Origin of the sequence: Streptomyces vulcanius, assembly GCF_042653945.1 — a bacterium.
GTDB classification, from domain to species: Bacteria; Actinomycetota; Actinomycetes; order Streptomycetales; family Streptomycetaceae; genus Streptomyces; species Streptomyces mangrovi.
The window spans coordinates 68,274-92,826 of record NZ_JBHSFK010000032.1 but is presented as its reverse complement, the minus strand read 5'-3'; the positions used below and the strand labels follow the sequence as shown (position 1 = coordinate 92,826).

The window sequence follows — 24,553 nt, the reverse complement described above, 5'->3', positions numbered from 1 at the left end:
GCCTATGAGAGGGATCGGGGGAACACGGCGGTTCGCCGGACGGGTCGGGCTGCCGCTCCTGGCCGCTGCGCTCTTCGGCCTTGCGCTGTATATGGCCTCACTGGGCGTGGAGAAGACGACCCAGTGGCTGGCCGTGTCGGGCGGCGTGCTCGCGCTGGTCCCGGTGACGCGGCAGCTGGTCCGCACCCTGATTGGCTGGGCCCGGCACGGTGGCACGCCGTCGCGGGCCCAACTGGGCGATGCGATCGACCTGTTGGTCCGGCGTGTGCGAGAGAAATGGATCGCCGAAGAGGGAGAGAGGCGTCATCAGGATCCCCGCTCGTCCTTCCCCGTCCAATGGTCGGTGACCCCGGCGGCCCGAGCCGTAATGACCTGGCTCACCTGGGCCGACCTGCTCACCGACGCCCCGGCGCCGCCGGACCACGGCCTGGATCCGCAGGCGCCGGCCGGGGAGTACGAGGCCCTGCGTGAGACGTATGCGCGACGGCTGAGGTACGGGCGGCTCGTCGTCCTCGGCCGGGGCGGCGGGGGCAAGACGCATCTGGCCCGCCGCCTCGCCCGCGATCTGCTCGAGGCGCGTGAGCCGGGCGGGCCGGTACCGGTCTTCTATTCGCTCGACTCGTGGGACCCGAACGAGGAGGAGCTGCGCCCCTGGGTGACGGGTCTGCTGATACGTGACTTCACCTGGCTGGCCACGCCGTGGGCCGAACCTCCCCGGGAAGGACTCGACGGGCTCGACGCCCCCGATCGCAACCCGCGCGCCGTGGAGCCGCTGGGTGCCCGTCTTGTACGCGACGGACATCTGCTGCTGGTCCTGGACGGATTCGATGAAATCGCGGAGCCGTCCCGGCCCAAGGCGATGGAACGGCTCGTGGAGTACGGCGCGTACGCCCCGCTGGTCATCACCAGCCGCACCGACGAATACCGGCAGGCCGTCGACGCGGTGGGCAGCGGGCTTCCGGCCGCCGCCGCGGTGGAGCTGTCACCGGTGTCCGGCGAGGCCGTCAAGGCGTATCTGGAGTACAACACCGCCCATATCCCGCCCGGCCGTTGGAACGTGGTCTGGGACCTGCTCGACCGCACGCGCAGCAGCCCGGTCGCCGACGTGCTCCAGGTTCCGCTGATGGTGTGGCTCGCACGCAACGTGTACGCGCCCCGCGACTCCAACCCGTCCGAATTGGTCATCTTCGAGCACCCGGAGGCCGTTGAGAAGCATCTCCTCCACGAACTCGTGAGGGTCGCCTACGACCGGCCTGACCCGGAACGGCACAGCGGCCCCTGGACCGTGCTTCGGGTCCGGCGCTGGCTGCGGTTCCTCGCGCAGTGGCTGGAGCGTGAGGGTCGGCGCGACATCGAATGGTGGACACTGCCGTCGGCGGTCACCTCCACCACGGGACGGCTGGTGAGCGGACTGCCCGTGGGACTCGCGGCAGGGGTGCCGTGCGGCTTCGTCATCACGGACCTGTGGGGGTGGCCCGTGGGGCTCTCCTCCGGGGCGGCCCTCACGGTGCTCGGCTGTGTGCGCGCCTTTTCCCCGTCCTTGCGGCCGCTGGGCGAGCGGGTGCGGGGGCCGGTGCTCGGGCGTGCCTGCGCCCTGGCCGTCGGACTCGCGACCGGGATGCCCACGGTGGTGGACGGAGAACTCGCCCTCGGCGTCGGGCAGGGCACGTCCACCGGCATCCTCGCGGGACTCGCCGCGGGGTTCGTCATCCATGGGGGCCGCACGAAACCCACTGCCGTGCAGATCCGCATCCGGGGCCATCGGCTGAACATCCTGCGCCGCGTCAGTGCGGGACTTCTCCTCGGCCTGCTCTTCGGCGCCGTCCTCGGTTTCCTGCTCGGGCTGGTCAACGGGCTCACCACCGGCCTCGTCTTCGGCATCCTGTCGCTCGCGATGGGCTTGGCCCTGGGCGTCGTTGACAGCCTCCACCTGTGGATCGACAACCCGGCCAACCTCGACCGCTCGGTCAGCCCCCGCTCCGTCCTTGGCGCGGACCGGGCCGCCGCGGCAGCGCGTGCACTGGTGGCGGGCCCTGTGGTGGCCGTCGGGGCGGGGCTGACGGCCGGGTTCGGACTGGGCGCGCAGAAGGGGGTGTTCGTGGGTGCCCTGATGGGTTTCGCCTTCATGGCCACGGACCGGATGGTGGGGGTGGCCGGCACCTGCTGGGGCGCGTTCGTCCTCACCCGGGCCTGGCTCGCCGTGTCCCGGCAAGTGCCCTGGCATTTCATGGGCTTCCTCGACGACGCCCACCGTCGCGGCTTGTTGCGCCGCAGCGGCCCGGTGCACCAGTTCCGCCACATCCGCCTGCAGAAACAGCTTGCGGCAGAGCCGGTGGGTGTCACGAGGCTGCTTTCACCTCCAGGCGCTGGTGACGGCGGCTGCGTTGCAGTACCGGGTCCGGGACGGGGGCGGCCGCCACCAGCCGCCGGGTGTACTCGTGCCGCGGCCGGGCGCACACCTCGGTGCTGCGTCCCTCTTCGACGATGCGTCCGTGCTGGAGCACCAGGGTGCGCGCCGCGAACTCCTTGACGACGGCGAGGTCGTGGGTGATGAACAGGTACGCGCATCCCAGTGACTGCTGGAGTTCCGCGAGCAGGGCGAGAGCGGCGGCCTGGGTGGTGACGTCGAGGGCACTGGTCGGCTCGTCACAGATGATGATCCTGGGTTGCCGGGCGACTGCCCGGGCGATGGCGATGCGTTGGCGCTGACCTCCGCTGAACTGGGCCGGGTACCGGTCGGCCGCGTCCTCGGGCAGGCCCACGCGGCGCAGCAGGTCGGCGATGTGATCGCGGACCTCGCCGCGTGAGCGGGTCGAACCGGCGAGCAGGGGCTCGGCCAGCGTCCGTCCCACCGGCAGGGCCGGATTGAGCGAGCCGTACGGATTCTGGAAGATCGCCTGGAGATCGGTGGACAGCGCGCGGCGGGCACGGCCGGTGAGCCGTGTGATGTCCCGCCCGTCCAGCAGCACGCGACCGCCGCTCACCGGCGTCAGACCCAGCACCGCTCTGCCGATGGTGGTCTTGCCCGAGCCGGACTCGCCCACGAGCGCGACCGTCTCCGCCCGACCGACCTCGAACGACACGTTCTCGATGACCGTGGTCGGGGGCTTGCGCCAGCCGCGGGAGGGGTAGCGGACCGCGAGGCCGTCGATCTGGAGTGTGGGGGTGCCGGTCACGCGATCCTGCCCTCGGTCGTCGCGATGCTGGGGGTGCTCTCGATGAGTTTCTTCGTGTACGGGTGTCGGGGCCGATAGAAGATGTCCTCGACCGAGCCTTCTTCCACGATCCGGCCCTTCTCCATCACGATCGCCCGGTCGCAGGTGTCCGCCACCACTCCCAGGTCGTGCGTGATCAGGACGATCGCCATGCCGCGCTCGTCGCGCAGCGAGCGGAGCAGATCGAGGACGCCGGCCTGCACCGTGACGTCCAGTGCGGTGGTGGGTTCGTCGGCGATCAGCACCTTGGGCGACCCCGCCAGCGCCATGGCGATGACGACGCGCTGGAGCATGCCGCCGGAGAGTTCGTGCGGGTGCCGGCGTACGACGTCGTCCGGATCGCGCAGGTGGACGCTGGTCAGCAGGTCCCGGATCCGCTGCCGTACGGCGTCCTTTCCGCCCGTCACGTCACCGGTGCGCCGGATGACCTCGGCCAGCTGGGAGCCGATGGTGAAGTACGGGTCGAGGGCGACCATGGGTTCCTGCGACACCAGGGCGATCTCGCTGCCGCGGATGCGCTGCAACTCCCGCTCCGGCAGACCGCTGATCCGGGTACCGGCCAGCCAGGCCGATCCGCTCGTCACGGCCCCGTTGGGAGGGAGCAGTCCGAGCAGGGACAGGCCCGTCACCGTCTTTCCGCTGCCGGATTCGCCCACGAGCCCGAAGATCTCACCGGGGCGGACCGAGAAGCCGATGGAGTCGACGACATTGCGTGGACCTTGCGCGGTGGCGAAGGCGATCGAGTAGTCGCGCACGGTGAGTACCGCCCCGACCGGCGGTGTGTCCGACGGCTTGGCGGCATCCTGAGGGGTCACTGCGGGACCGGGCCGCCGCAACCGGCCGCCGGTTGCCTGCCGCCGGTCCTGTTCGAGGTCCCGCAGGCCGTCGCCGACCAGTCCGAAGGACAGGGACATGAGGCCGATCACGCCACCGGAGACGAACAGCAGGTAAGGGTTCTGCTGCATGATCTGCGCGGCCTCTCCGACCATGCCGCCCCAGCTCGGGGCGGGCGCCGGAGTGGCCAGTCCGAGGAAGCCGAGGCCGGTCTGGATGGCGAGGGCGTTGCCCGAGAAGAGGAAGACCGGGACCAGCAACTGCCCTGTCAGGCGGGGGAGGATGTGCCGTGTCATGATCCGTGCCGGCCCGAGCCCGGACACCCTGGCGGCGTCCACGAACAGTTCCTCGCGCAGCGCGAGGCAAGAGCTGCGGATGATCCGGGCGAGGCCCGCGGAGGCGAAGAAGCCGAGCGTGAGCATGGCGGCGACGTTGCTCTGGTAGAAGATCGCGAGGACGGCGAGCGTGATGATGACCGCCGGAACCGAGAGCATGACGTCCAGCACGGCGACGATGATCCGGTCGGTCCAGCCGCGCAGATAGCCGGCCAGTATGCCCAGCGACATGCCGAAAACGGCGTAGACGAGTACGGCGAGGCCCACCCCGATCAGGGTCGGCCGTCCGCCGTAGAGGAGTCGGCTCAGCACGTCGCGGCCGAGGACGTCGGTGCCCAGTGGATGGTCCGCCGACGGGCCGGACAGCGTGTGGAGCAGGTCCTGCGCCAGCGGCGGGTGCGGTGCCAGGAGCGGGGCGAGGACGACGGCGACGCTGATCCCGGCGACCACGACGAGCGCCGCGGCGGTGACGGGACGGCGCCATATCCCGGCGAAGGGGTTGATCCTCGCCTGCGATCGCGCCTTCGGAGGCGCCTCGACGGTGGTCATTCCGTACGTACCTTCGGGTTGAGGAGGCTGTAGAGGACGTCGACGAGAAGGTTCACCACGATCACCATGACCGTGAAGGTGATGGCGAGGCCCTGCACGACCGGCAGATCGTGCTGGTTGGTCGCTTCCACGACGGTGGTGCCCAGACCGGGCAGGGTGAAGACGTTCTCGATGAGGATCGTGCCGGGGATGAACGTGATCATCATGAGGCCGATCGTGGTCACCACCGGCAGTCCGCAGCCCCGCAGGGCGTGCTTCCAGATGATCGACGAGGGCCCGATGCCGGAGGCCCGCAGCGTTCTGATGTGGTCGAGGCCGAGGGTGGACAGCATCGCGTCGCGAGTGACCTTGGAGATGAAGGCGACTCCGCCGATGGAGAGAGAGATCACGGGCAGGACGAGGCCGGCTGCCCACTGCCCCGGCGAATCGGCGAAGGGGGTGTATCCGGTGGCGGGGAAGAGCGCGAACTTGACGGCGAACACGGCGACCAAGAGCAGTGCGATCCAGAAGTTGGGCACCGCGCTGCCCAGCAGGGACACGATGTCGAACAGCCGGCGGCTGAACCGGCCGCGCGTCGCGCTGTACACGCCGAGTACGACGCCGACCAGGCTCGCGAGCACGGTCCCCCCGATCACCAGCGCCAGGGTGACCGCGAGACGCTGCCCGATCAGCCCCAGCACGGATTCACCGGTGAACAGCGAGTCGCCGAAGTCGCCGTGCAGGACGTCACGGAGGTACAGCCAGTACTGCACGACGACCGGCTGGTCGAGATGCATGGCGGCTCTCAGCGCGTCGTACTGCTCCTGCGTCGCGTTGATGCCGAGCAGCGTTCGTGCCGGATCTCCCGGCACGAACGACTCCAGGAGGAAGGTGATCGCCGAGACGATCACAAGGAGCGGGATGGACAGCGCCAGCCTGCGGAGAATGATGGAAAGCATCGGTCCTCGTCAGCGAACGGTCCACATGGTGTTCGAGGTCAGCTGGGCGCTGCCCTCCGGGAACTGCACTCCCTGCAACTTGGTGTTGTAGAGGGCGATCGTGTCGGTACCGGACACCGGCAGCGCGAGCGCCTTGCGCACGATCACATCGGTGAGATCCTTAGCCGCCGCCCCGCTGGACTTCGCGTCCGACTTGGCGAGCCGGGCGTAGGCGGCATCGACGTCCGGGTCGGTCACACCGAAGAGGTTCATGATGCCCGTCTTGGTGAAGCCCGCCTGCTGTGCGTAGAAGTTGGGCTCGCCGCCCGTGCCGGGTGACAGCACGGTGGCCGCGTACTTCTTCGACAGCAGGTCGTTGATCCAGGCGCCGAAGTTCGTGGCGGCCCTCAGCTTCAGCTTGACGCCCACCTCGGCGAGCTGGGCCTGCACGGCCTGAACCATCTTGGTCGTCGAGGGGTCGAACGACCCGTAGTTCACCGGGATGGTCAGTCCGTCGTCGTATCCCGCCGCCTTCAGCAGCTTCTTGGCCTTGGCCGGGTCGTAGGGGTACATGTCCGCGGCCACGGGGCTGTAGCCGTCGTAGCCGGGCATCGCCGGCTGGGAGACCGGTGTGCCGAAGCCGCCGTAGACCGCCTTCGTGATCGCGGTGCGGTCGATGGCGTAGTTCAGTGCCTGCCGGACCCGCTCATCGCCGAGCCCCTTGACGACGGTGCCTTCACGGTCCAGGAGGAACAGGCCCGCCCAGGTGGTGGGCTTCTGGAGCGTGGTGAGCGACTTGGTGCCCTTGACGGTCGGCGCCACGTCCGGAGTGCCGTACATGAGGTCGATCTGCCCGGACTTCAGGGCCTGCACCTGCGAGTTGACGTTCGGCATCACCCGCACGGTGATCCTCTTGAAGTGGACGGCGGCCTTGTCGTAGAAGTTCTTGTTCGGGACGTAGACGTAGTGGTCGCCGGAGACCGACTGCTGGGCGCTGTACACGTACGGTCCGGCACCGAAGGACGCGGAGGCCAGCTTCTTCGGGGCCTTCAGCCCGGCCGGACTGATGATGGCGCCGCCCATGTACGCGGGCGTGAACAGGGTGCCCATGTCGGGGTTCGGTGTCGGGCTGCTGATCACCACGGTCGAACTGTCCGGCGTGGAGAAGGCCAGGGGACGGTAGTAGGCGACGGTGGGTCCGCTGCCCTTCTGGAAGTACTTGAACGAATTGACGACGTCGGTGGCGGTGGTCGGCGTGCCGTCGGCGAACTTCACGCCCTCGCGCAGGTGGAGCTCGAACTCGGTGTTCTTCTTGCCGACGTAGCCCCACTTGTCGGCCAGCCCGGCCCCCAGGGTGCCGTCGGCCTTGCGGGTCAGCAGGGTCGCGTAGGCGGGATCCATGTAGTTCAGGAAGGGCCCGACGGCGACCTGGGCGGGGTCCAGGCTGTTGGGCGCCGAGGACAGGGCGATGGTCAGGTTCACCGGGCCGGCGCTTCCGGCGCTGCCGCCGGTCTGTCCACCGTCGCAGGCGGCGAGCGTGAGCGTGACCACGACGCCGATCGAGGCCTGGAGTGCGGTTCTTCTCTTCATCGAGGGTCTCCGAAAGGAAAGGCGGGCCGAACAAGGAGGTCGCCGAGGAGGGCCGCCAAGGCGGACTGCCAGGTAGGACGGATTTGCAAGTGTTCAGATGAGGGTTCAGCGGGAGGGGCCGCCGGAAGTCGAGGGCGATGCCGATGCGTGAATGAACCGGGCCCACTGCGACGTACCCGGAGGATCACTCCGTCTCGTGGGCGCCGCGGACCGTCTGCTTCAATGTCGGCGATCGGATGAATCGATGGGGCGTCCCATCGAACAACCTCGCCTCATGGCTACTTGGAGTAGCTTTAACGTGTCGCTAACACGTTAAAGTGGGTGTCCGTAAACTAACCGTGTCTCCTGCGTCGCGCAAGAGGTTCGTGGAAGGTGGTCGTCGATGGCACCGCGAAGCGGGAGAGTGACGAGTGCGGATGTGGCTCGTGAGGCCGGTGTGTCGCGGGCGACGGTGAGCTTCGTCCTCAACAACACCCAGCATCAGAAGATCACCGACGCGACACGTCAGCGCGTTCTGGCGGCGGCCGAGCGGCTCGGCTATGCCCCGTCGGCCGCGGCGCGAACCCTCCGGTACGGACGTTCCGACGTGGTGCTCGGCCTGCTGCCCGACTGGCCGCTCGGCTATGCGACCGGCCGGCTCATCCAGGAGCTGACGCTTGCGTTCGCGAAGCGTAATCTCACCTTCGTCGTGCATTCCGGTATCCGGGGCGCCCGCTCGCTGGGCGAGATCTGGAAGGCCCTCACACCGGCCGCCGTGCTGGCCTTCGAGCAGTTCTCCGACTCCGATGCGACGGCGATGCGGGCCGCGGGCATCGAGGTGATCGCCGCCCTGTACGACGACAAGGGGCTCGGGTCGGACGAGGGCATCACCAGCGCGAACGCGATCGGTGCCGCTCAGGCCCGCCACCTGGCCGTCTCCCACCGGCGACTCGGCTACGCGTACCCCGACGACGAGCGCGTCGCCGTCTTCGCCCGGCCGCGCCTGGACGGTGTCCGCAGGGTCTGCGCCGAGCTGGGACTGCCCGCCCCCGACGTCCGGACCGTCCCGCTGACACCGGGCGCGGCCACCGACGCGGTCCGGTCCTGGCTCGCCGCCGATCCCCAAGTGACCGGCATCTGCGCGTTCAACGACGATGTGGCCATGAGCGTGCTGGCCGGTCTGCGGCACCTCGGCCTCGAAGCCCCTCGGGACATGGCGGTGGTCGGCGTCGACAACAGCCCTGCCGCAGCGGTGTCCTGGCCACCACTGACCAGCGTCGTCCAGGACCTCCCCGGGATCGCCGAGCTGTACGCGAACTCGGTGCGGGCCGCGCTCGACGGCGCGCAGGCCCCCGGAAACCAAATGGAGCCGAACATCCGGCTGGAGGTCCGCGAGTCGGCCTGACGGCCCGAGCGGTCACGTTCCAAGCCGTCACGACCCGAGTCGGCACGGAGGAGGGAGGCGGCCCGCTGCGTGTCAGGGAGCAGCGGGCCGCCGTCTGTGAGCCCGGTCTGCGGGACCGGGCGTGAAGGGAGCCGATGGTGACGGGCTCCGGTTGTGGGTGGCTTCAGGGACTGGTGACCGGACGCAGGGACAGGGAGTGGCTGCCGGCTGCGAGTCCGTCGACGGTCTCCGCGCAGCGCCAGCCCTCGGGTGCGCTGAACCGTCCGGTGGTGCCGGGCGGCAGTACGGCCCTCACCGCGAGGGTGTCGCCACTGATCGACCAGGCGACGGACGCGGTGCCGTACGGCGTGCTGACCGAGGCCTCGGCGGAGGTGAGCGTGCCGCCGGGGCGTGGGGCGATGTCGAGGGTGCGGTAGCCGGGTGCGGTGGGCCGTAGACCGGCCACGGACCGGTAGAGCCAGGAGGCGACCGCGCCGTAGGCGTAGTGGTTGAACGACAGCATCGTGCCCGCCTTCTCGACGTCGATGGTGCCGTCGGGCCGGATGGCGTCCCATCGTTCCCACATGGTCGTCGCACCGCGGGCGACCTGGTAGAGCCACCCAGGACACTCGGGGTTGAGCAACAGCTCGTACGCCTCTGCCGTGTGGCCGGTGCCGCTCAGGGCGGGGAGCACGAACGGTGTGCCCAGGAACCCGGTGGCGATACGGCCGCCGTTGGCGCGCACCAGACTCGCGAGGGCCTTGCCCACGTCGGCCCGCTCGGTGGCCGGCACGATGGCGAAGGCGAGGGCGAGCGCGCAGCCCGTCTGGGTGGTGCGGGCGTGGTCGCCCCACTTGCGCCAGGCGGCCTCGGCGGTACGCCGGTGCAGGGCCTCGTACCGTGCGGCGTCGTCGAGGCGGCCCAGTTCACGGTCCGTGTCGGCGAGCAGACGGGCGCTGTGCGCGACGAAGGCGGTGGCGACATAGGCGGAGTCGGTGGTGGCGCGTGCCGGGTCCTCGGGGGGAGCCGACGGGTCGAGCCAGTCACCGAGTTGCGCGTTGCCGCTCCAGGTGCCGTCCTCGTCCAGGTGATCGACGGTGAAATCGACCCACGCGCGCATCGCCGCGTAGTGGCGTTCCAGCATGCTGGATTGTCCGTAGGCCTCGTAGAGGGCGGCCGGTACGACCGTCGCGGCGTCGCCCCAGCCCGCGGCGGCACCGGCGAACGGCAGCTCGGCGGGCGGCAGTTCGCCGAGCGGCACATCGGGGATCACCAGCGGGACCGCACCGTCGGGCCGTTGCTCGAGACGGAGGTCGGTGAGCCAGCTGTCGAGGAAGGAGCCGCTGTCGAAGGTGGCGCACGCCGTCGGGGCGAAGGCCATGATGTCGCCGGTCCAGCCGAGCCGCTCGTCCCGCTGCGGGCAGTCCGTCGGCACGGCGAGGAAGTTGCCGCGCTGGGAGCGTACGACGTTGGCGTACAGGGTGTTGACGCGCTCGTCGGAGCAGCGGAACTCGCCGATACGGCGCAGGTCGCTGGCCACCACCTCGACGTCGATCGCCTCGACGGTCACGTCCGGTGAGGTGACGATCTCGGCGTACCGGAAGCCGTGGAAGGTGAACTCCGGCGTCAGCTCGGCCGGGCCGCCGGCCAATGTGTACTGGTCGGTGGCACGGGCGCCGCGCAGGATGCTGGTCAGCAGGCGGCCCTCGCCGTCGAGGACTTCGGCGTGCCGGACGGTGACAACGGCACCCGCCGGCCCCTCGACGCGGAGTCTCAGCCAGCCGGTCAGGTTCTCGCCCGCGTCGACGGCGATCGTGCCGTCGGGCAGGGTTCGCCGCTCCGGCCGGACGACCTGGACGACGCGCACGGGCGGGTGGGCGCGTTGTGTCAGCCCCTGGGGCAGGGGCAGTACGGCGACGGGTTCCCAGTCCTGGTCGGCGAAGCCCGGCAGCTGCCAGCCGTGGGGCTCGTGGCGGAGGTCGAGTTCGCAGCCGTCGTACAGGTCCGCCGCCCGGAGGCCGCCGTAACCGCCTTTCCAGCGGCCGTCGGTGGTGACCGTGACCCTGGTCCCGTCGGCCAGGCCGACTTCGAGTTGGGCGAGCAGTGCCGTCGAGTCGCCGTAGACGTCGCGCTTCTTGTGCCAGGTGAGATGGCCGCGGTACCAGCCGTCGCCGACCGCCGCGGAGAGGGCGTTCGCCCCGGGGACGAGCAGGTCGGTGACGTCGTAGGCCGCGTAGAGCAGTCGATGGGGGTAGCTGGTCCAGCCCGGTTCCAGCAGGTCGCCGGAGACGGGACGCCCGTTGACCGTGGTGCGGTGCACGCCGAGCGAGGTGACGTACAGGCGGGCGGACACCGGCTCCGCCGGGAGGTGGAACTCCCGGCGGAGCAACGGCACGGGGCCGGGGGAGGTACGGCCCCGGTCATCGGGCAGATGGACGGGGCGGGCCGCCCAGTCCACGTCGTCGAGCAGCGCGGCCTCCACACGGGCCGGGTCGCTCCATTCCGTCCACCCGAGGTCGGTGCGGGCACGGACACGCCAGTACCGGATCTCGCGACTGTTCAGTGGCTGCGCCGGCCACGCGTGATCGGTCACCGTGTCGGACTCGACCTCTCCGCTCGACGCGGGGCCGGTGAAGGACGGGTCGGCCGACACCTGGATCTCATAGGCGTGTTGCAGGACGCCCGGCCGTTCGCTCGACAGCGACCACGACAGGCGCGGCATGGGGTACGGGGTGGCGACGAGACCGGAGTCGTCCGCGGTGCGCAGGCCGGTGACGGAGGTCGTGGCGTCCGTCGCGTGGTGTGCCGTGGGGCTCGACGTCTTCATCGCTGGAGGTGCCTCCGGAGGAATCGCAGCGTGGACCGGTGCAGCGTGGTGCGGTGGGGGACGGTTCCCCAGGCGTGGTCGGCGCCCTCGACGATCTCCAGTTCCGCGTTCCCGTCGTAGTGGTCCAGGTAGCGGCGTACGTACTCCAGGGGAGCGATGTCGTCCTTGTCGCCGTGCAGGATGTGGACGGGCCCGGTGAACGCGCCGGACCGCCCGTAGACGTCGAGGCCGGCGATGTCCTCGACGAGAGCGGGGCTCATCCGGTGGCCGTCGGCGTCGACGTAGCCCTTCTCCTCGATCTCCGGGGCGAGCCGGCGGCCCTTGAGACAGCCCCTGCCGATCTCGAACGGGGCGACCGCCGCCGGGGACCACAGGCACAGCGCGCCGATCCCGGTCTCCTCGGCGGCCGTGATCCCGGCGACCACCCCTCCCATGCTCATGCCGACCAGGCCGATGCGGTCGGGGTCCACGAAGTCGAGGGTCCGTACGGTCCGCAGGACCGTACGGGTCTCGGCGATCTCGCCGGTGATGGTCACGTCGAAGAAATCGCCGTCGCTCTCCCCGTGGCCCGAGAGGTCGAATCGGACCGAGGCGATGCCGTGGGCTGCCAGCAGCCGGGACATGGCGACGAAGTTGGGCAGTTCGAGGCGGTTGGAGGTGAAGCCGTGAACGAACACCGCGGTCGGATGGCGGGTTCCCGGCGGCCCTTCGGGGATGTGCAGCGTCGAGCGCAGCGTCAGATTGTCGTGACGGAAGTCGTGATGGCGGATCAAGGAACAGCCTTTTCGGTCGTCTCGGGGGCGGAAGCGCCGCTCGGTTCGGCGGGTGCGGCAGGCGGGGAGGCGTCGGCGGGCTCCTCGGACCGGGAGGCCTTGGGCAGGCGGGGCACCCAGGCGAGGCCGATGACCGCCGAGATCACCGTGACGCCGAGGAGCAGGCCGAAGAACAGCCCGGTGTGGCCCAGGGCGAAGGCGGGCGTGCCCAGTGCGGCCAGTCCGGCGAGGGCCCGGGTGAACGCCATGGTCACACCGGTCGCGGTGGCCCGCAGCAGGGTGGGGAAGAGCTCCTGGGACCAGAGCTTGTAGAGGGACTCACCGGCGAAGGAGTTGCCGAGGCCGGAGACGAGCATGACGGCGACCAGCGTGAACCTGCCGGGTCCGAGCAGTGCGGGCAGGGCCCAGGCGATGACGATCAGGGTGGTGCCCGCGGCGAACCAGGCGTGCCTGGCGGGCCGGTCGACCACGCGCATGAACACCAGACCGGCGACGAAGCCCACCGGAAGCCCGAGCAGGGTCAGCCGCGAGTACTGCGCGACCTCCCCGTCGGCCAGAGCGGTCCACAGGAAGGTGCCGAACTGGCCGAGGGTGTTCGCGCCGAGGTTCCAGGTGGCGTAGTAGAGGCCCGTCGCGAGGAGCGCGTAGACGGTCGGTGCCCGGAAGAGGTCCCGGACGCGACTGAACTCGATGGTCTCGGCGGCGGAGTTCGGGTGGGAGTCGGCGGCCCGGCGTGCGGCGGCCCATTCGGCCGACTCGCTGAGGGTGAGGCGCAGGAGCAGCACGACGACGGCCACGACCAGCAGGTGGGCGAAGAGGATCCGGCCGCCGAGTACGCCCTGCGCTCCCATGAAGGAGCTGAGCAGCAGCACGGCCACGATGCCGGCGAGCCAGAGCATGCTGGAGAACACCACCATGGTGCCCTTCTTGCCGGCCGGTGCCTCCTCGTTGACGAGCGCGAGCGACACGGGGAGGTCCGCGCCGATGGCCACACCGGTGGTCACGACACCGGCGTACAGCAGGACGGGGCTCGCGGCCACGAGAAGCAGCAGGACACCGGCCGCGTACAGGACGAGCGAGAAGGTGAAGATCGTCCGGCGGCCGAAGCGGTCGCCGAGCCGGCCGCCGAAGAGCGCACCGGCGGCGAACGCCAGGGTCTGCAGTCCCAGCAGGGAGCCGATGGTCTCGGGACCGAGCCGGAGCGGTGCGGCGTAGTAGCCGCCGATGGCGATTCCCGACGTCACCAGGGCGGCGGCGTCCAGGTAGGAGGCCATGCCGGCGAGTGTCGCGGTCTTCCAGGGGTTGCTCGTGGTGCCGGTGAGGCCAGACATGGGTCCTCTTCGTTGAGTACCGGAGAGACGGGGAGGCTGGGGACCTGAAGCGTTGCGCTCAGGGGGAGTTACTGGTTCCAGCTACTGAGCGTTACTTAAACGCGCCACTTAAACGTGTAGGTTGACTGAGCGGGTAAGCTAGCCCGCGATTGCGGGGTTTGGCAAGAGGTCTGTCCGAGCTGTCAGAGGGTGGGGATGCATGGCCGGGACGTCCAGCGGCAGACGGGTGACCAGCGGGGACGTCGCGCGGGAGGCCGGAGTCTCGCGGGCGACGGTGAGCTACGTCCTCAACGACACCCCCCACCAGAAGATCGCCGAGGCGACGCGTCGCAGGGTGTGGGAGGCCGCCGCCCGGCTCGGCTACGCACCCTCGGCCGCGGCGCGCACCCTGCGGACGGGGCGTTCGGACATCGTGCTCGGCGTGCTGCCGGACTGGCCGATCCAACACGTTCTCGGACGGCTCATCCAGCAGCTGACCAACGCCTTCGCCGAACACGAGTTCACCTTCCTCGTGCACTCGTCGGCCCAGCCGGCCCGGCCCCTGCGAGAGATCTGGCGAGCCCTGACACCCGCCGCGGTCCTCGCCCTGAACGAGTTTCCCGAGACCGAGGCCGAGGCCATGCGCGCGGCAGGCGTCGAGGTCGTCATGACGATGCACGGCTCGGCAGCGGGGGACGCCCGGTCCTCTCCGGTCTCCCCTCGGGTTTCCCCTCTGGTGTCCGAGGAACCGATCGGTGCTCTGCAGGCCCGCCACCTCGTCGACTCGCACCGCCGGCTCGGCTACGCCTACCCGGACCTCCCACGACTCGACGTCCTGGCCCAGCCACGGCTGGACGGCGTCCGCGAGGTCTGCGCCGAACGCGGACTTCCCGAGCCCGATGTCCGCACCGTCCCGCTGGACCTGAACGGCGCCACGGAGGCGGTGAAGACATGGCTCGCGGCCGACCCGCCGGTGACGGGCATCTGCGCCTTCAACGACGACATCGCCATGGCGGTGCTGCTGGCCCTGCAGTCCCTCGGACTGCGCGCCCCGCACGACCTCGCCGTGATCGGCGTCGACGACATCCCGGGCGCGGCCCTCCTGCGACCGGCACTGACCACGGTCGTCCGCGACACCGACACCCTCGCGCGAGGTCTGGCCCGCCGCGTCGTCGACGCCCTCGACCGGAAGGAGGCGTCCGCCGGACCCGTCGAGGACCCGCTCAGGGTCGAGGTGCGGGACTCGGCCTGAGGCGGCGCCCGCGAGATGCCGAGGCCGACGCCTGCGAGGCCCGAGAATCGTGGCGCTCCGTGAGGGGCTGGACGGCGAGCGGGGCGGCCGGTTACGGTTCCGCCCGTCTCCCTCGGCGCGAGGCGTCCGGGACCCTCGCACGAACGACCAGGTCGCGGCCCGCTGTTCGGCCGGAGACGTGCCGCCCCGCACGGCCCGGAAGGAACGAGCCGGCCCGTACGACCGCACACCCCGGGGCCTCGGCCCCGCCCGCCTCGACAGAAGCCGCCTTTCCTCGCGGGAACCGCCGCGCCCGACGGGCGCACGTCGCCACGCCACGGCTCCGCCCCACCGGACGGTTCCGCCACGCGGCGACGGCATTCCCCACGGGCCGAGGACCACGTCGACGATCAACTCCCAGGAGGACCAGATGACCACGCCCCCTCCGCCCTTCGACCGGAGCTGGCCGCGGTCCTCGTGGAACTCGGCGACCAGGCGCCGACCACGGCGACCCCGGACGACATCCCCACGGTGAGGGAGCGGCTCAACGGCGACGTCCCCCTCCTGACGAACGACGAACTGAGCTGTGGTGGGCTCTTCGAGGTGTGGGAGCGGGCGGTGCCCGGCCCGCCGGGCGCACCGGACGTCTCGCTGCTGATCTGTCGGCCCGCCTCCGTGGCGGGCCCCCGCCCGATCGTCTACTTCACGCATCCCGGGGGCATGGTCGTGGGCACCAACCGGCTGGGCCTGCCCCTCGACTGGGCCGAGGAACTGGGCCTGGTCGTGGTGTCGGTGGAGTACCGACTCGCCCCCGAGCATCCGCACCCGGCACCGGTCGAGGACTGCTACGCGGGTCTGCTGTGGACGGCGGCCCACGCCGAGGAGATCGGCGGCGACCCGGACCGCGTCATCCTGGCCGGGGCAGCGCGGGCGGCGGACTCGCCGCGGCCCTGGCTCTCCTCGCACGTGATCGGCAGGGCCCTCGCCCCATGGGCCAGCTGCTGATGTGCCCGATGCTCGACGACCGCAACGACACCGTGTCCGCCCACCAGATGGCCGGGCTCGGCGTATGGGACCGCACCGCCAACGAGACCGGCTGGAACGCCCTGTTGGGGGAGGCCCGCGGCACCGACGACGTCACGCCGTACGCCGCTCCGGCCCGCGCGGCCGACCTCTCCGACCTGCCTCCGGCCTTCATCGACGTCGGCTCCGCGGAAACCTTCCGGGACGAGGACGTCACCTACGCCTCGCGGATCTGGCAGGCCGGAGGAAGCGCCGAACTGCACGTGTGGCCGGGCGGCTTCCACGGCTTCGACGGCCTGGTGCCCCAGGCCGCACTCTCGCTCGACGCCCGGGAGGCCCGTCTGCGATGGCTCCGGCGCCTGTTTGGGGAATGACGGGAGAGGCCAGCACGGGAGAGGACCGCGTTGCGTGCTGTCGGCGCGCCCGCGCAGTCGTCGCTGCACGGGGCGGGCCGATCCGGTCCTGCCGGTGCAGATGGGACTCGGCCCGCCCCGGTCAGTCGGTCATGGCCTCGCGGACGAGGGCGGTGTCGACGAACTGTTCGAAGCGGACGATGAGTCCGCCGCGTACGACGAAGTGGTGGGCGACGCGGACGTCGAGCGGCGTGCCGGTGGCCTTGTTGACGGCCGTGTAGCGGGCGAGGACGACGACGTTCTCGCCGTCGACGACGTAGGTGTCGTCGTGGGCTGTCCAGCCGTCCCAGTTCTGGCCGAGCTTCTCCATCACGTTGGCGGTGACCCCGTCGGGGGTGCGGTAGGTGCCGGCGAGGGGGAAGCCTGCCATCTCCGTCCACTCCACGTCGGGGGCGAGGGTGGCGCGCAGGGCTTCCAGGTCACCTGCGGCAGAGGCCAGGTACTGGCGGCGTACGACGTCGGCGGGTGCGGTGGAGGTGGCGAACTCGCTCATGTTCAGCCCCACGTCATCTCGCCCTTGGCGACCTTCGCGCCGATCTGGGCGGCGATCTGCATCCCGTTGTCCGGGTAGCGCTTGACGAGGGCCTCGGTGAGAGCGGCGCCGTCGGCGGCCTTGTCCAGCTCTTCCTCGAAGGCGAGCAGGTAGTCGCGGGTGGCGGCGATGGCGGAGGCGTCGGCGGGGGTGGCGGGCAGCCGGTGACCGGGGACGACGAGCTGCGGGTCGAGGGCGGCCATCTCGTCCAGCAGGTCGATCCAGGCCGCGCGGTCGCCGGGGGTGGGGGTGTCGGCGACCCAGACGTGCTCCCGCTGGAAGAGCAGTACGCCGCCGAGGAGGGCGCGGTGCTCGGCCTGCCAGAGGTAGTGGCGGTCGGGCAGGGCCGCAGGGCCGCCCCTGAGCTCGAAGCGGTGGCCTTCGAGGGTGAGATCACCGGTCAGCGGGGTCAGCTCGACCAGGCGGGTGGGGAGATTCGGGCCGAGCGACGCCCAGGCCTTGAGCTTGCCCTCGTAGGAGTGCTGGATGTGCTCGATGACGTGGGGCGTGGCCACGAAGACCGCGTCGGGGAAGGCGTCCGCGATCACTTCGGCGCCGAAGTAGAAGTCGGGGTCGCCGTGGCTGACGAAGACGGTCGTCAGCTTCTTGCCGGAGTCGAGGATCCCGGCGGCCAGCCGGTGGCCGTCGGCACGGGTGAAGGCGGCGTCGACCAGCAGCGCCTCGCTCTCGCCGGTGACGAGCGTGGCCGTCTTGTTCTTGACGCCGGCGGGGAAGTCGAGGTCGAGGATCTTGAAGGAGAGGGTGCTCACGGGGAACTCCTTGAGGGGGGTGGGATGGAGAGGGTCAAGAGGTGTGGGTGACCGCGCAGGACACCGGCCGCTGGTCGACCTCGTCCGCGGTGGCGCGACCGTGGGCCAGGGGAGCGACCGAGCCGTCTTCGACGGCCGGCAGGGTGGGTCAGGCGGTGACGCCCAGCTCGGCCGTGCGGCGGAAGTCGGCCTCGGCGGCCGCCCGCGCCTCTGGCGATGCGAAGGTGGCTACGACGGTGTCGGGGTCCAGCCCGGAAGCCTCGGCGACCATGCGATACGTGGCCGGGTCGGAGCGACTCCGGCCGTCGGCGTAGAAGACCTGCCGCAGGTCCGTGGCCGGCGCTGCGGCCCGGTCGGGGGCGGCCTGACGCAGAGCGGTCATGCCATGGGCGGCGGCCTCGGAGTCCATGACTAACGGACCGTCGGCGACCAGCCGCTCGTAGCCCTCGCCGAACTCGGCACAGGTCAGCTCCGCGATCTGCGCGTTCGCGCCCCGGACATGGCCGAACTCGCGGATCGGCACCCGGCGAGTCCCGGTGAACAGACCGCCGGAGACCACCTCGCGCAGCGACACGGAGAAGCCGTGGGACCCGCCGCGGTAGGCGTCGAAAACGTTGACCGGCTTCATCGTGACCTCACCAGGCGCGTGATGCCCGAACGGGCGAGTGATGGCCCACCCGGTGCGGGTGACCGCCTGACAGAACAGTAACTGACTCGTCAGGTATTTCAGAAGGTGGGTACTCCTTGATGTTCTCGATGTGGACCAGGGAAGCGCGCACCGTCGTCTCCTCGCCCGGCGGGGTCAGCCGTACCAGCTTTCGGCGCCGAGCCGGCGGGGGACTCCGCCCGGATCACGAGCCCGGCCGCCTCCATGCGGTCCGCCAGCCGGGTCGCGCCGCCGGTGGTGAGGACCTGCTCCTGGGCGATGGCCCGCACGGACAGTCCCGGCTCGCCCGCCCGAGGATGTACTCCAGCCGGTTCGCGGCGCCCTGCAGTCGCCCGAACGCGAGGACGAGTTCATGGTCGGCGGCCTCCTCGGCCGTACTGATCCCTGCCGGCTCGCTCACGGCCGCGCCGCCCCTCTCCCGGTCCCGACCGGCACCGTACCGATCTTGCCCCGGGCGTGAGGGGCGGCGGTCCACCGGGCCCGAGCCGCCCGCCGTTACGCCCCCGGGTGCAGCCCGAGCCAGCCGGGCGTCGGGTCGCCCTTGACCTCGCCGAAGTACAGGGCGAAGGTCTGCTTCCAGCGCTCGACCGCGGCCCGGTCGGCCATGAACCGGGGGAAACCGTCCACGTGGGCGTTGGGGTACTTCCAGATCGGCTTCAGGCCGGTCGGGGGTGTGACGTCGGTGCGGACGGACCAGCCGTTGAAGGAGCCGTTCTGCATCTCCTTCGACAACTGCCAGTTGAGGAAGAGCTTGGCGGCGGTGGAGTTCTTCGCCTGTTCGAGGACGGCGGTGCGCTGCCCCCAGGCCATGAACGGATGCCCGGCGCCGATGGCGAACGTCACGGGGGAGGAACCGGCCGCGGACCCCGCCGTCCCGACGCCGATCGCCTTCTGCCCGCCGAAGACGGCGTCGCCCGGGGAGTTGCTGCCCCGCGCGAACCGGACGTCCTGGGCGGCGAACCCGGCCACCCAGTCCCAGCCGTACGTGCTCGCGTACAGCGAGAAGAGGTAGAGGACCGCGTCGTCGTCGTGCGGGTACGCGGAGGCGATCTTCCCCTTCCATCTCGCGTCGACCAGGTCGAGCGGGGTGAGCGGCGTCCTGGAACCGACCGTCGCCGTGTCGTACATGAAGCTGAAGGCGATCGCGCCGGTGGCGACCCACGCGCCCTGCGGATCCTTGAACGCGTCGTACACCTTGGAGAAGCCGGCCGGCTTGTAGTGCAGCAGGCGGCCCTGCTTCTTCCAGCGGTCGAAGTCGTGCAGGGTCTGGAACTGGACGACGTCGGGTACGAGGGTGTCGGTGGCGAACTGGTTGTCGACCCGCACGTCGTGGTACTTGCTGTAGTCGACGATCAGCGTCAGGTCGATCTCGGGGAAGCGGTCCCTGAAGGCCGCCTTGGTGCCGTCCTGCTGGGTCGGGGTGTCGCCGCCCGCGTAGACGACGAGCCTGCCGCCCTCCGCGAGCGCGGCCCGGTACAGCTCGTCGAGCGTGCGGGTCTCCTCGCGCCCGCCCTTGAGCGGGGAGTTCGCCGGCGAGGCCGAGGCTGTACCGGCCGAGGCGCCGAAAGCGCCGATTCCGACGGCGGCGCCGGCGCCGGTGGCGAGGACATGTCGTCTGCTGAAGCGGGGCATGCTGAGGAGACCTCTCTGCGGGGGGACGGAGGAAGCCCGGCGCCTGGCTCGGCCATGGCCGTCGGGCGTCACCCATCCTGGGGCCGTCGCCGGCGAATGGGCAACGTTTCTCAAACATTCAATCCAACATTCAATCGAACGGTTGAACCCCGTGGGATCGCTCGGCGCCGACAGCTCACTCCGCCGGTCGTGCCGTGGACCGGCGAGGCACGAGCGTGGGGGAGAGGGTGACCCTGGTCGACGGGTGGCCGCGATCGGCGATCCGTTCCAGGAGGAGCCGTACGGCGTTTCGGCCCATCCCCTGGCCGGCCTGGTCGACGCTGGTGAGCGAGATCGGGCCGAACGCGGCGAACGTGGTGTTGTCGTACCCGGCCACCGAGAGGTCGCCGGGAACGGACAGCCCGGCCTCGGTGACCGCATCGAGCACGCCCATGGCGGCGATGTCCGCTCCGGCGAAGACGGCCGTGGGCCGCGCGGCGACGGGACGGGCCAGCAGCTCCCGCGCCGCCCGGTGACCGCCCTCCTGGGTGTAGCTGGTGGAGATCACGTCGATCCACTCCTCCAGCCCGTGTGCCCGCATGGCCTGCCGATATCCGTCGGCGCGCCGGGCGTTGGGCATCTCCGCGAGGCGCGTCGGGTCGGTCTCGTGATGCTCGATGTGGGCGATCCGGCGGTGTCCGAGACCGGCGAGATGGCGGACGACCAGGGCCGCACCCTCGACATCGTCGTCGGTCACGGTGTCGTACACGGGAGAGGAGCCGTGGCGGCCGACGACGACGGTGGGCACCGCTGTGGCGACGTGCTCCAGGTGGGCGCGTGAGGAGACCGGCGCGACCAGGATGAGGCCGTCCATGCCCCGGTCGATCATCGCCTCGGTGACCCGGGCCTCCGCCTTCTCCCCGTTGCAGCCCGGTCCCAGGAACACCTGGTAGTCGGTCTCCTCCAGTGAGTCGGTGACGCCGTCGAGGATCTCCGGAAAGAACGGGTTGCGGATGTCGGGCAGCATCACGCCGATGGTGTACGTCTGCCCGCGGAGGGCTCTGGCGCCCGCGTGCGGCCGGTAGCCCAACTCGTCGATCGCGCGGCGCACTTTGGCCTGCATCTCGGGGCTGGCCCCGTAGGCGTTGCGCAGCACCTTGGACACGGAGGTGACGGACACCCGGGCGTGCCGAGCGACGTCGACGATGGTGATCCTGCGACGTGATGCGGTCGGCTCCATCCGGTCCTTGCCTCTCGGGGTGGCGTCGGGCGGCCGAGTCTAAGCCGGATTCCGCAGCTCAGGGGGCGGCTCGAAAGGGGCAGGGGCTGCCGTCGTAACGCCATCGCAGTGTGTGCGCAACATCTTGACGTCATGCGGGACGCTCCCTAAGGTCTGGCCACACCCTTTGGGAAACGTTACCCAAATCCACTCCGGCTGCTTGAATCGTTTCAAGAAAGGGGGTTCACAGGTGACTGCCACCCCGCACAAGCGACTTCCGGACGTCGACCGGCCCCCGGGCGCGGAACCGGCTGCACGGGGCCGGCGCGCGCGAACCACCCCGCCATGGTGGTTCGCCCTTCCCGCGATGCTGCTGTTCGCCTTTGTCGTCCTGGTGCCGAGTGCGCGTGGGGTCTACTACGCGTTCACCGACTGGGACGGTCTCTCGCCCGACTTCTCCTTCGTCGGCCTGGACAACTTCTCCGAGATGTTCCGCGACGAGGACGCGACGCAGGCCGTCTGGCACACCCTGCTGATCGCCGTGTCCATCACTGTCGTGCAGAACGCGGTGGGCCTGCTGCTGGCTCTGGGCGTCAACTCGGCCATCAAGTCCCGCAACGTGCTCCGGGTGTTCCTGTTCGCCCCGGCCGTGATCACCCCGATCGTCACCGCCTACCTCTGGCGCAATCTCCTCGGCCCGGACGGCGCGGTCAACAGCCTGCTCGGTGCCGTCGGTCTGGGGGGATGGCGGCAGGACTGGCTGGGCAGCCCGAGCCTGGCGCTGTGGTCGGTGGTCGGCGTGATCGTATGGCAGTTCGCGGGCTATTCGATGGTCATCTTCCTCGCCGGACTGCAGTCGGTGCCCAGGGAGGTCCATGAGGCGGCGGCCATGGACGGGGCCGGCCCCGTCCGGCGCTTCTGGTCGGTGACCAGGCCACTGCTGGCCCCGGCCTTCACCATCAACCTGATGCTGTCGATCATCGGCGGAATCAAACTCTTCGACCAGGTCTACGCATTGACGGGCGGTGGACCGGGACACGCCACCGACACCATCTCGACGCTGATCTACAAGGACGCCTTCACGCTCGGCGAGTTCGGCTACAGCATCGCGCTCGCGGTCGTTCTCACGATCATCGTGGCGGTCGTCTCGACCGGACAGTACCTCGCGCTGTCCCGCAACGAGAGGTCCGCGTCATGAACCGCTACCGTCGGCGCACCTTCGCGCTGGAACTGACGATGATCGCCGCCGCCCTGTTCGTCGCCTTCCCGGTGTACGTTCTGGTCAACCTGGCGGTGCGGCGCTCGTCGGACACCTCCTCGCCGATCAGCCCGACGACTTCGCCCACCCTGGACAACTTCACCCAGGCCTGGCAACAGGGCGCACTGGGCGGGGCGTTGGGCAACAGCGTGCTGGTGACGGTGTGCAGTGTCATCGTCGTACTCACCGTGTCCTCGCTCGCGGCGTTCCCGTTGGCGCGGGTCACGGCCCGCTGGTCCCGGGGCACCTACCTGGGCTTCCTGCTCGGCCTCGTCCTGCCCTTCCAACTCGCCTCGCTGCCGCTGTACCAGACCCTGCGCGACATGGGCCTGCTCGGCACACCCTGGGCACTGGTCCTCTTCTACTCGGGGCTGCAGGTGCCGTTCACCGTCTTCCTCTACGTCGGTTTCCTGCGCGCCATGCCGCGTGACTTCGAGGACGCCGCGCTGATCGACGGCTGCACACCCCTGCAGGGCTTTTGGTACGTGGTCCTGCCCATGCTCAAACCGGTCACGGTGACCGCCCTGGTGCTCAACACCGTCGCAGTCTGGAACGACTTCTTCACCCCACTGCTGTACCTCAGCGGCAGCGCCCAGCAGACCCTGCCGGTCGCGATCGCCGGTTTCGTCGGCCAGTACGTCACCGACTGGAACCTCATCTTCGCCGCACTGGTGATCAGCATCCTGCCGGTCCTGATCATCTACTTCCTGTTGCAGCGCAGCATCATCAACGGCTTCGCGGGAGGGCTGCGGGGATGACACCCGGCACCCGACCGACTCCCACGCACGGTGGTTCTTTCCCCGAGGGGGACATCATGAAGACACGCGCACTCCCGGTCCTGATCGCGGCGGTCACGTCCATGGCCGTGCTGGCCGCGTGCAGCGGCGGCACCAGGGCGGGCTCCGAAGGCGGCTCGGGTGACTCCAGGACGCTCACCCTCGCGTCGGTCGACCAGGGCTCGATCCAGGACATCGTCAAGGCGTTCGAGAAGGCCAACCCGGGCGTCAAGGTCCGGTACACCACCAGCGGCGCCGACCAGTACCAGCAGCAGATCCGGACCCAGCTGTCCTCGGGCACCGCGCCCGACGTGCTGTCGGTATGGCCCGGCAACGGCAATCCGGCGGCCACGTACGTTCTCGCCAAGCCGGGCTATCTGCGCGACCTGTCGGACCGGCCGTGGGCCGCCAAGCTGCCGGACGCCATGAAGTCCGTCGCCCAGTACGAGGGCAAGACGTACAACGCGGTCTTCGGACAGAACGGCATCGGAGCGGTCTACAACGAACAGGCGCTGGAGAAGGCCGGGCTCACCCCGCCGGACACCTGGACGGAACTGCTGGACTTCTGCAAGGCCGCGAAGGCCGAGGGAACCCCGGCCTTCGCACTCGGCAACCAGGACAACTGGGTGACCCAGCTCGTCCTGTACGCGCTGGTCGCCACGACCGTGTACGGCGAGGACCGGGACTTCGACAAGAAGATGCAGGCCGGCCGGGCGACCTTCGCGAAGTCGCCGTGGACCACCGCCCTCGACAAGTACCTGACGATGGAGAGGACCGGCTGCTTCCAGAAGAACCCGCTGGGCACCACCTACGAAGCCAGCCAGCAACTCGCCGCCACCGGCAAGACCCTCGGCATCGTGCAGGGCAACTGGGTGACAGCCCTCCTCAAGGGCAAGAACCCGAAGGGCACCTTCACGCTCAAGGCGCTGCCCGCCACCGACGACGCGTCCCAGACCCTCATCCCCGCCGCCGCGGGCGCCGGCTACGCCGTCAACGCCAAGGCGAAGAACGAGAAACTGGCGCTGAAGTTCGTGGACTTCGTGATGTCGCCCGAGGGCATGAACCTGTTCGTCGAGAAGCAGGGAGGTCTGCCCGCCCTGCCCGACACGGGCTTCGCCGCCGACCCGTCACTCGCCGAACTCTCCAAGTTCATCGGGTCGGACCGCACGGTCCCGTTCATGGACCAGCTCTGGCCCAACCCCAAGGTTCAGCAGACCATGCTGAGCGGCCTCCAGGAGATCTTCAGCGGTCAGTCCACGCCCGGGAAGCTCCTCGACGAGATGGACGCCGACTACAGGTCCGGAAGCTGAGCATCGAGGAGTGCTTCCACAGCGGAGCGG

Annotated in this window: 16 protein-coding genes and 4 pseudogenes; 7 read left to right on the top strand and 13 right to left on the bottom strand. The window is 70.1% G+C overall.

The features are described from left to right. Nucleotides 1-4: 4 nt before the first annotated feature. A pseudogene (locus ACFPIH_RS38215) lies at nt 5-1,009 on the top strand (NACHT domain-containing protein); the annotation flags it as partial. A 1,330-nt stretch (nt 1,010-2,339) separates the two neighbouring features. Here the strand turns inward: ACFPIH_RS38215 and ACFPIH_RS38210 are convergent. From ACFPIH_RS38210 to ACFPIH_RS38195, 4 genes are read right to left on the bottom strand one after another with little or no spacing between them, the layout of a single operon-like run. After that, a complete protein-coding gene (locus tag ACFPIH_RS38210) occupies nt 2,340-3,176 on the bottom strand; it encodes an ABC transporter ATP-binding protein (RefSeq protein WP_381184124.1) in 837 nt (278 codons plus the stop codon). After that, the gene (locus tag ACFPIH_RS38205) at nt 3,173-4,933 is read right to left on the bottom strand and encodes a dipeptide/oligopeptide/nickel ABC transporter permease/ATP-binding protein (RefSeq protein ID WP_381184127.1); all 1,761 of its coding nucleotides are present in this window, start codon (nt 4,931-4,933) and stop codon (nt 3,173-3,175) included. Before ACFPIH_RS38205 ends, ACFPIH_RS38210 begins: the two co-directional genes overlap by 4 nt. Continuing rightward, nucleotides 4,930-5,871 carry an ABC transporter permease gene (locus tag ACFPIH_RS38200; protein ID WP_381184130.1) on the bottom strand — a complete coding sequence of 314 codons (942 nt, stop codon included), beginning with the start codon at nt 5,869-5,871 and terminating at the stop codon, nt 4,930-4,932. The genes ACFPIH_RS38205 and ACFPIH_RS38200 overlap by 4 nt, the downstream gene beginning before the upstream one ends. Nucleotides 5,872-5,880: 9 nt before the next feature. Beyond that, the gene (locus ACFPIH_RS38195) at nt 5,881-7,440 is read right to left on the bottom strand and encodes an ABC transporter substrate-binding protein (protein WP_381184133.1); all 1,560 of its coding nucleotides are present in this window, start codon (nt 7,438-7,440) and stop codon (nt 5,881-5,883) included. 382 nt (nt 7,441-7,822) lie between these two features. On the opposite strand from ACFPIH_RS38195, the gene ACFPIH_RS38190 reads away from it, so the two are divergent. Further along, entirely contained in the window at nt 7,823-8,824 is a 1,002-nt protein-coding gene (locus tag ACFPIH_RS38190) for a LacI family DNA-binding transcriptional regulator (protein ID WP_381184136.1), read from the top strand. Between the two features lie 163 nt (nt 8,825-8,987). Here ACFPIH_RS38190 and ACFPIH_RS38185 read toward each other — a convergent pair whose 3' ends face one another. Genes ACFPIH_RS38185 through ACFPIH_RS38175 form a run of 3 tightly spaced genes read right to left on the bottom strand, consistent with a single transcriptional unit; the run spans nt 8,988 to nt 13,734 of the window. Next, a complete protein-coding gene (locus ACFPIH_RS38185) occupies nt 8,988-11,630 on the bottom strand; it encodes a family 78 glycoside hydrolase catalytic domain (protein WP_381184138.1) in 2,643 nt (880 codons plus the stop codon). Beyond that, entirely contained in the window at nt 11,627-12,403 is a 777-nt protein-coding gene (locus ACFPIH_RS38180) for an alpha/beta hydrolase (protein WP_381184141.1), read from the bottom strand. The genes ACFPIH_RS38185 and ACFPIH_RS38180 overlap by 4 nt, the downstream gene beginning before the upstream one ends. Beyond that, a complete protein-coding gene (locus ACFPIH_RS38175; protein WP_381184144.1) occupies nt 12,400-13,734 on the bottom strand; it encodes an MFS transporter in 1,335 nt (444 codons plus the stop codon). Before ACFPIH_RS38175 ends, ACFPIH_RS38180 begins: the two co-directional genes overlap by 4 nt. A 199-nt stretch (nt 13,735-13,933) precedes the next feature. On the opposite strand from ACFPIH_RS38175, the gene ACFPIH_RS38170 reads away from it, so the two are divergent. Both ACFPIH_RS38170 and ACFPIH_RS38165 read left to right on the top strand, forming a co-directional pair. Further along, on the top strand, nt 13,934-14,965 hold the full coding sequence (locus ACFPIH_RS38170; protein WP_381184147.1) for a LacI family DNA-binding transcriptional regulator: 1,032 nt from the start codon (nt 13,934-13,936) through the stop codon (nt 14,963-14,965). Nucleotides 14,966-15,374: 409 nt separating this feature from the next. Beyond that, a pseudogene (locus tag ACFPIH_RS38165) lies at nt 15,375-16,341 on the top strand (alpha/beta hydrolase). Nucleotides 16,342-16,462: 121 nt separating this feature from the next. Here ACFPIH_RS38165 and ACFPIH_RS38160 read toward each other — a convergent pair. The 6 genes and pseudogenes from ACFPIH_RS38160 to ACFPIH_RS38135 all read right to left on the bottom strand — a co-directional run bounded on the left by ACFPIH_RS38160 (nt 16,463) and on the right by ACFPIH_RS38135 (nt 21,200). Beyond that, nucleotides 16,463-16,873, bottom strand: coding sequence for a nuclear transport factor 2 family protein (locus ACFPIH_RS38160; protein ID WP_381184150.1), 411 nt, complete (start codon nt 16,871-16,873; stop codon nt 16,463-16,465). 2 nt (nt 16,874-16,875) lie between these two features. Then, nucleotides 16,876-17,682, bottom strand: coding sequence for an MBL fold metallo-hydrolase (locus ACFPIH_RS38155; RefSeq protein WP_381184152.1), 807 nt, complete (start codon nt 17,680-17,682; stop codon nt 16,876-16,878). Nucleotides 17,683-17,716: 34 nt separating this feature from the next. Further along, nucleotides 17,717-18,310, bottom strand: a pseudogene (locus ACFPIH_RS38150) (DsbA family protein). Between the two features lie 88 nt (nt 18,311-18,398). Then, nucleotides 18,399-18,749, bottom strand: a pseudogene (locus ACFPIH_RS38145) (MarR family winged helix-turn-helix transcriptional regulator); the annotation flags it as partial. A 95-nt stretch (nt 18,750-18,844) separates the two neighbouring features. Further along, complete coding sequence (locus tag ACFPIH_RS38140) at nt 18,845-19,981, bottom strand: ABC transporter substrate-binding protein (protein WP_381184154.1); 1,137 nt, start codon at nt 19,979-19,981, stop codon at nt 18,845-18,847. 175 nt (nt 19,982-20,156) lie between these two features. Beyond that, nucleotides 20,157-21,200: a LacI family DNA-binding transcriptional regulator gene (locus ACFPIH_RS38135; RefSeq protein WP_381184156.1), complete on the bottom strand. Its 1,044-nt coding sequence runs from the start codon at nt 21,198-21,200 to the stop codon at nt 20,157-20,159. A 229-nt stretch (nt 21,201-21,429) separates the two neighbouring features. Here ACFPIH_RS38135 and ACFPIH_RS38130 point away from each other — a divergent pair, with 229 nt between their 5' ends. The 3 genes from ACFPIH_RS38130 to ACFPIH_RS38120 are packed head-to-tail and all read left to right on the top strand — an operon-like array spanning nt 21,430 to nt 24,523. Beyond that, the gene (locus ACFPIH_RS38130; protein WP_381184159.1) at nt 21,430-22,377 is read left to right on the top strand and encodes a carbohydrate ABC transporter permease; all 948 of its coding nucleotides are present in this window, start codon (nt 21,430-21,432) and stop codon (nt 22,375-22,377) included. Next, the gene (locus ACFPIH_RS38125) at nt 22,374-23,195 is read left to right on the top strand and encodes a carbohydrate ABC transporter permease (RefSeq protein ID WP_381184162.1); all 822 of its coding nucleotides are present in this window, start codon (nt 22,374-22,376) and stop codon (nt 23,193-23,195) included. Before ACFPIH_RS38130 ends, ACFPIH_RS38125 begins: the two co-directional genes overlap by 4 nt. Nucleotides 23,196-23,251: 56 nt before the next feature. After that, a complete protein-coding gene (locus ACFPIH_RS38120) occupies nt 23,252-24,523 on the top strand; it encodes an ABC transporter substrate-binding protein (RefSeq protein ID WP_381184165.1) in 1,272 nt (423 codons plus the stop codon). Nucleotides 24,524-24,553 lie beyond the last annotated feature (30 nt).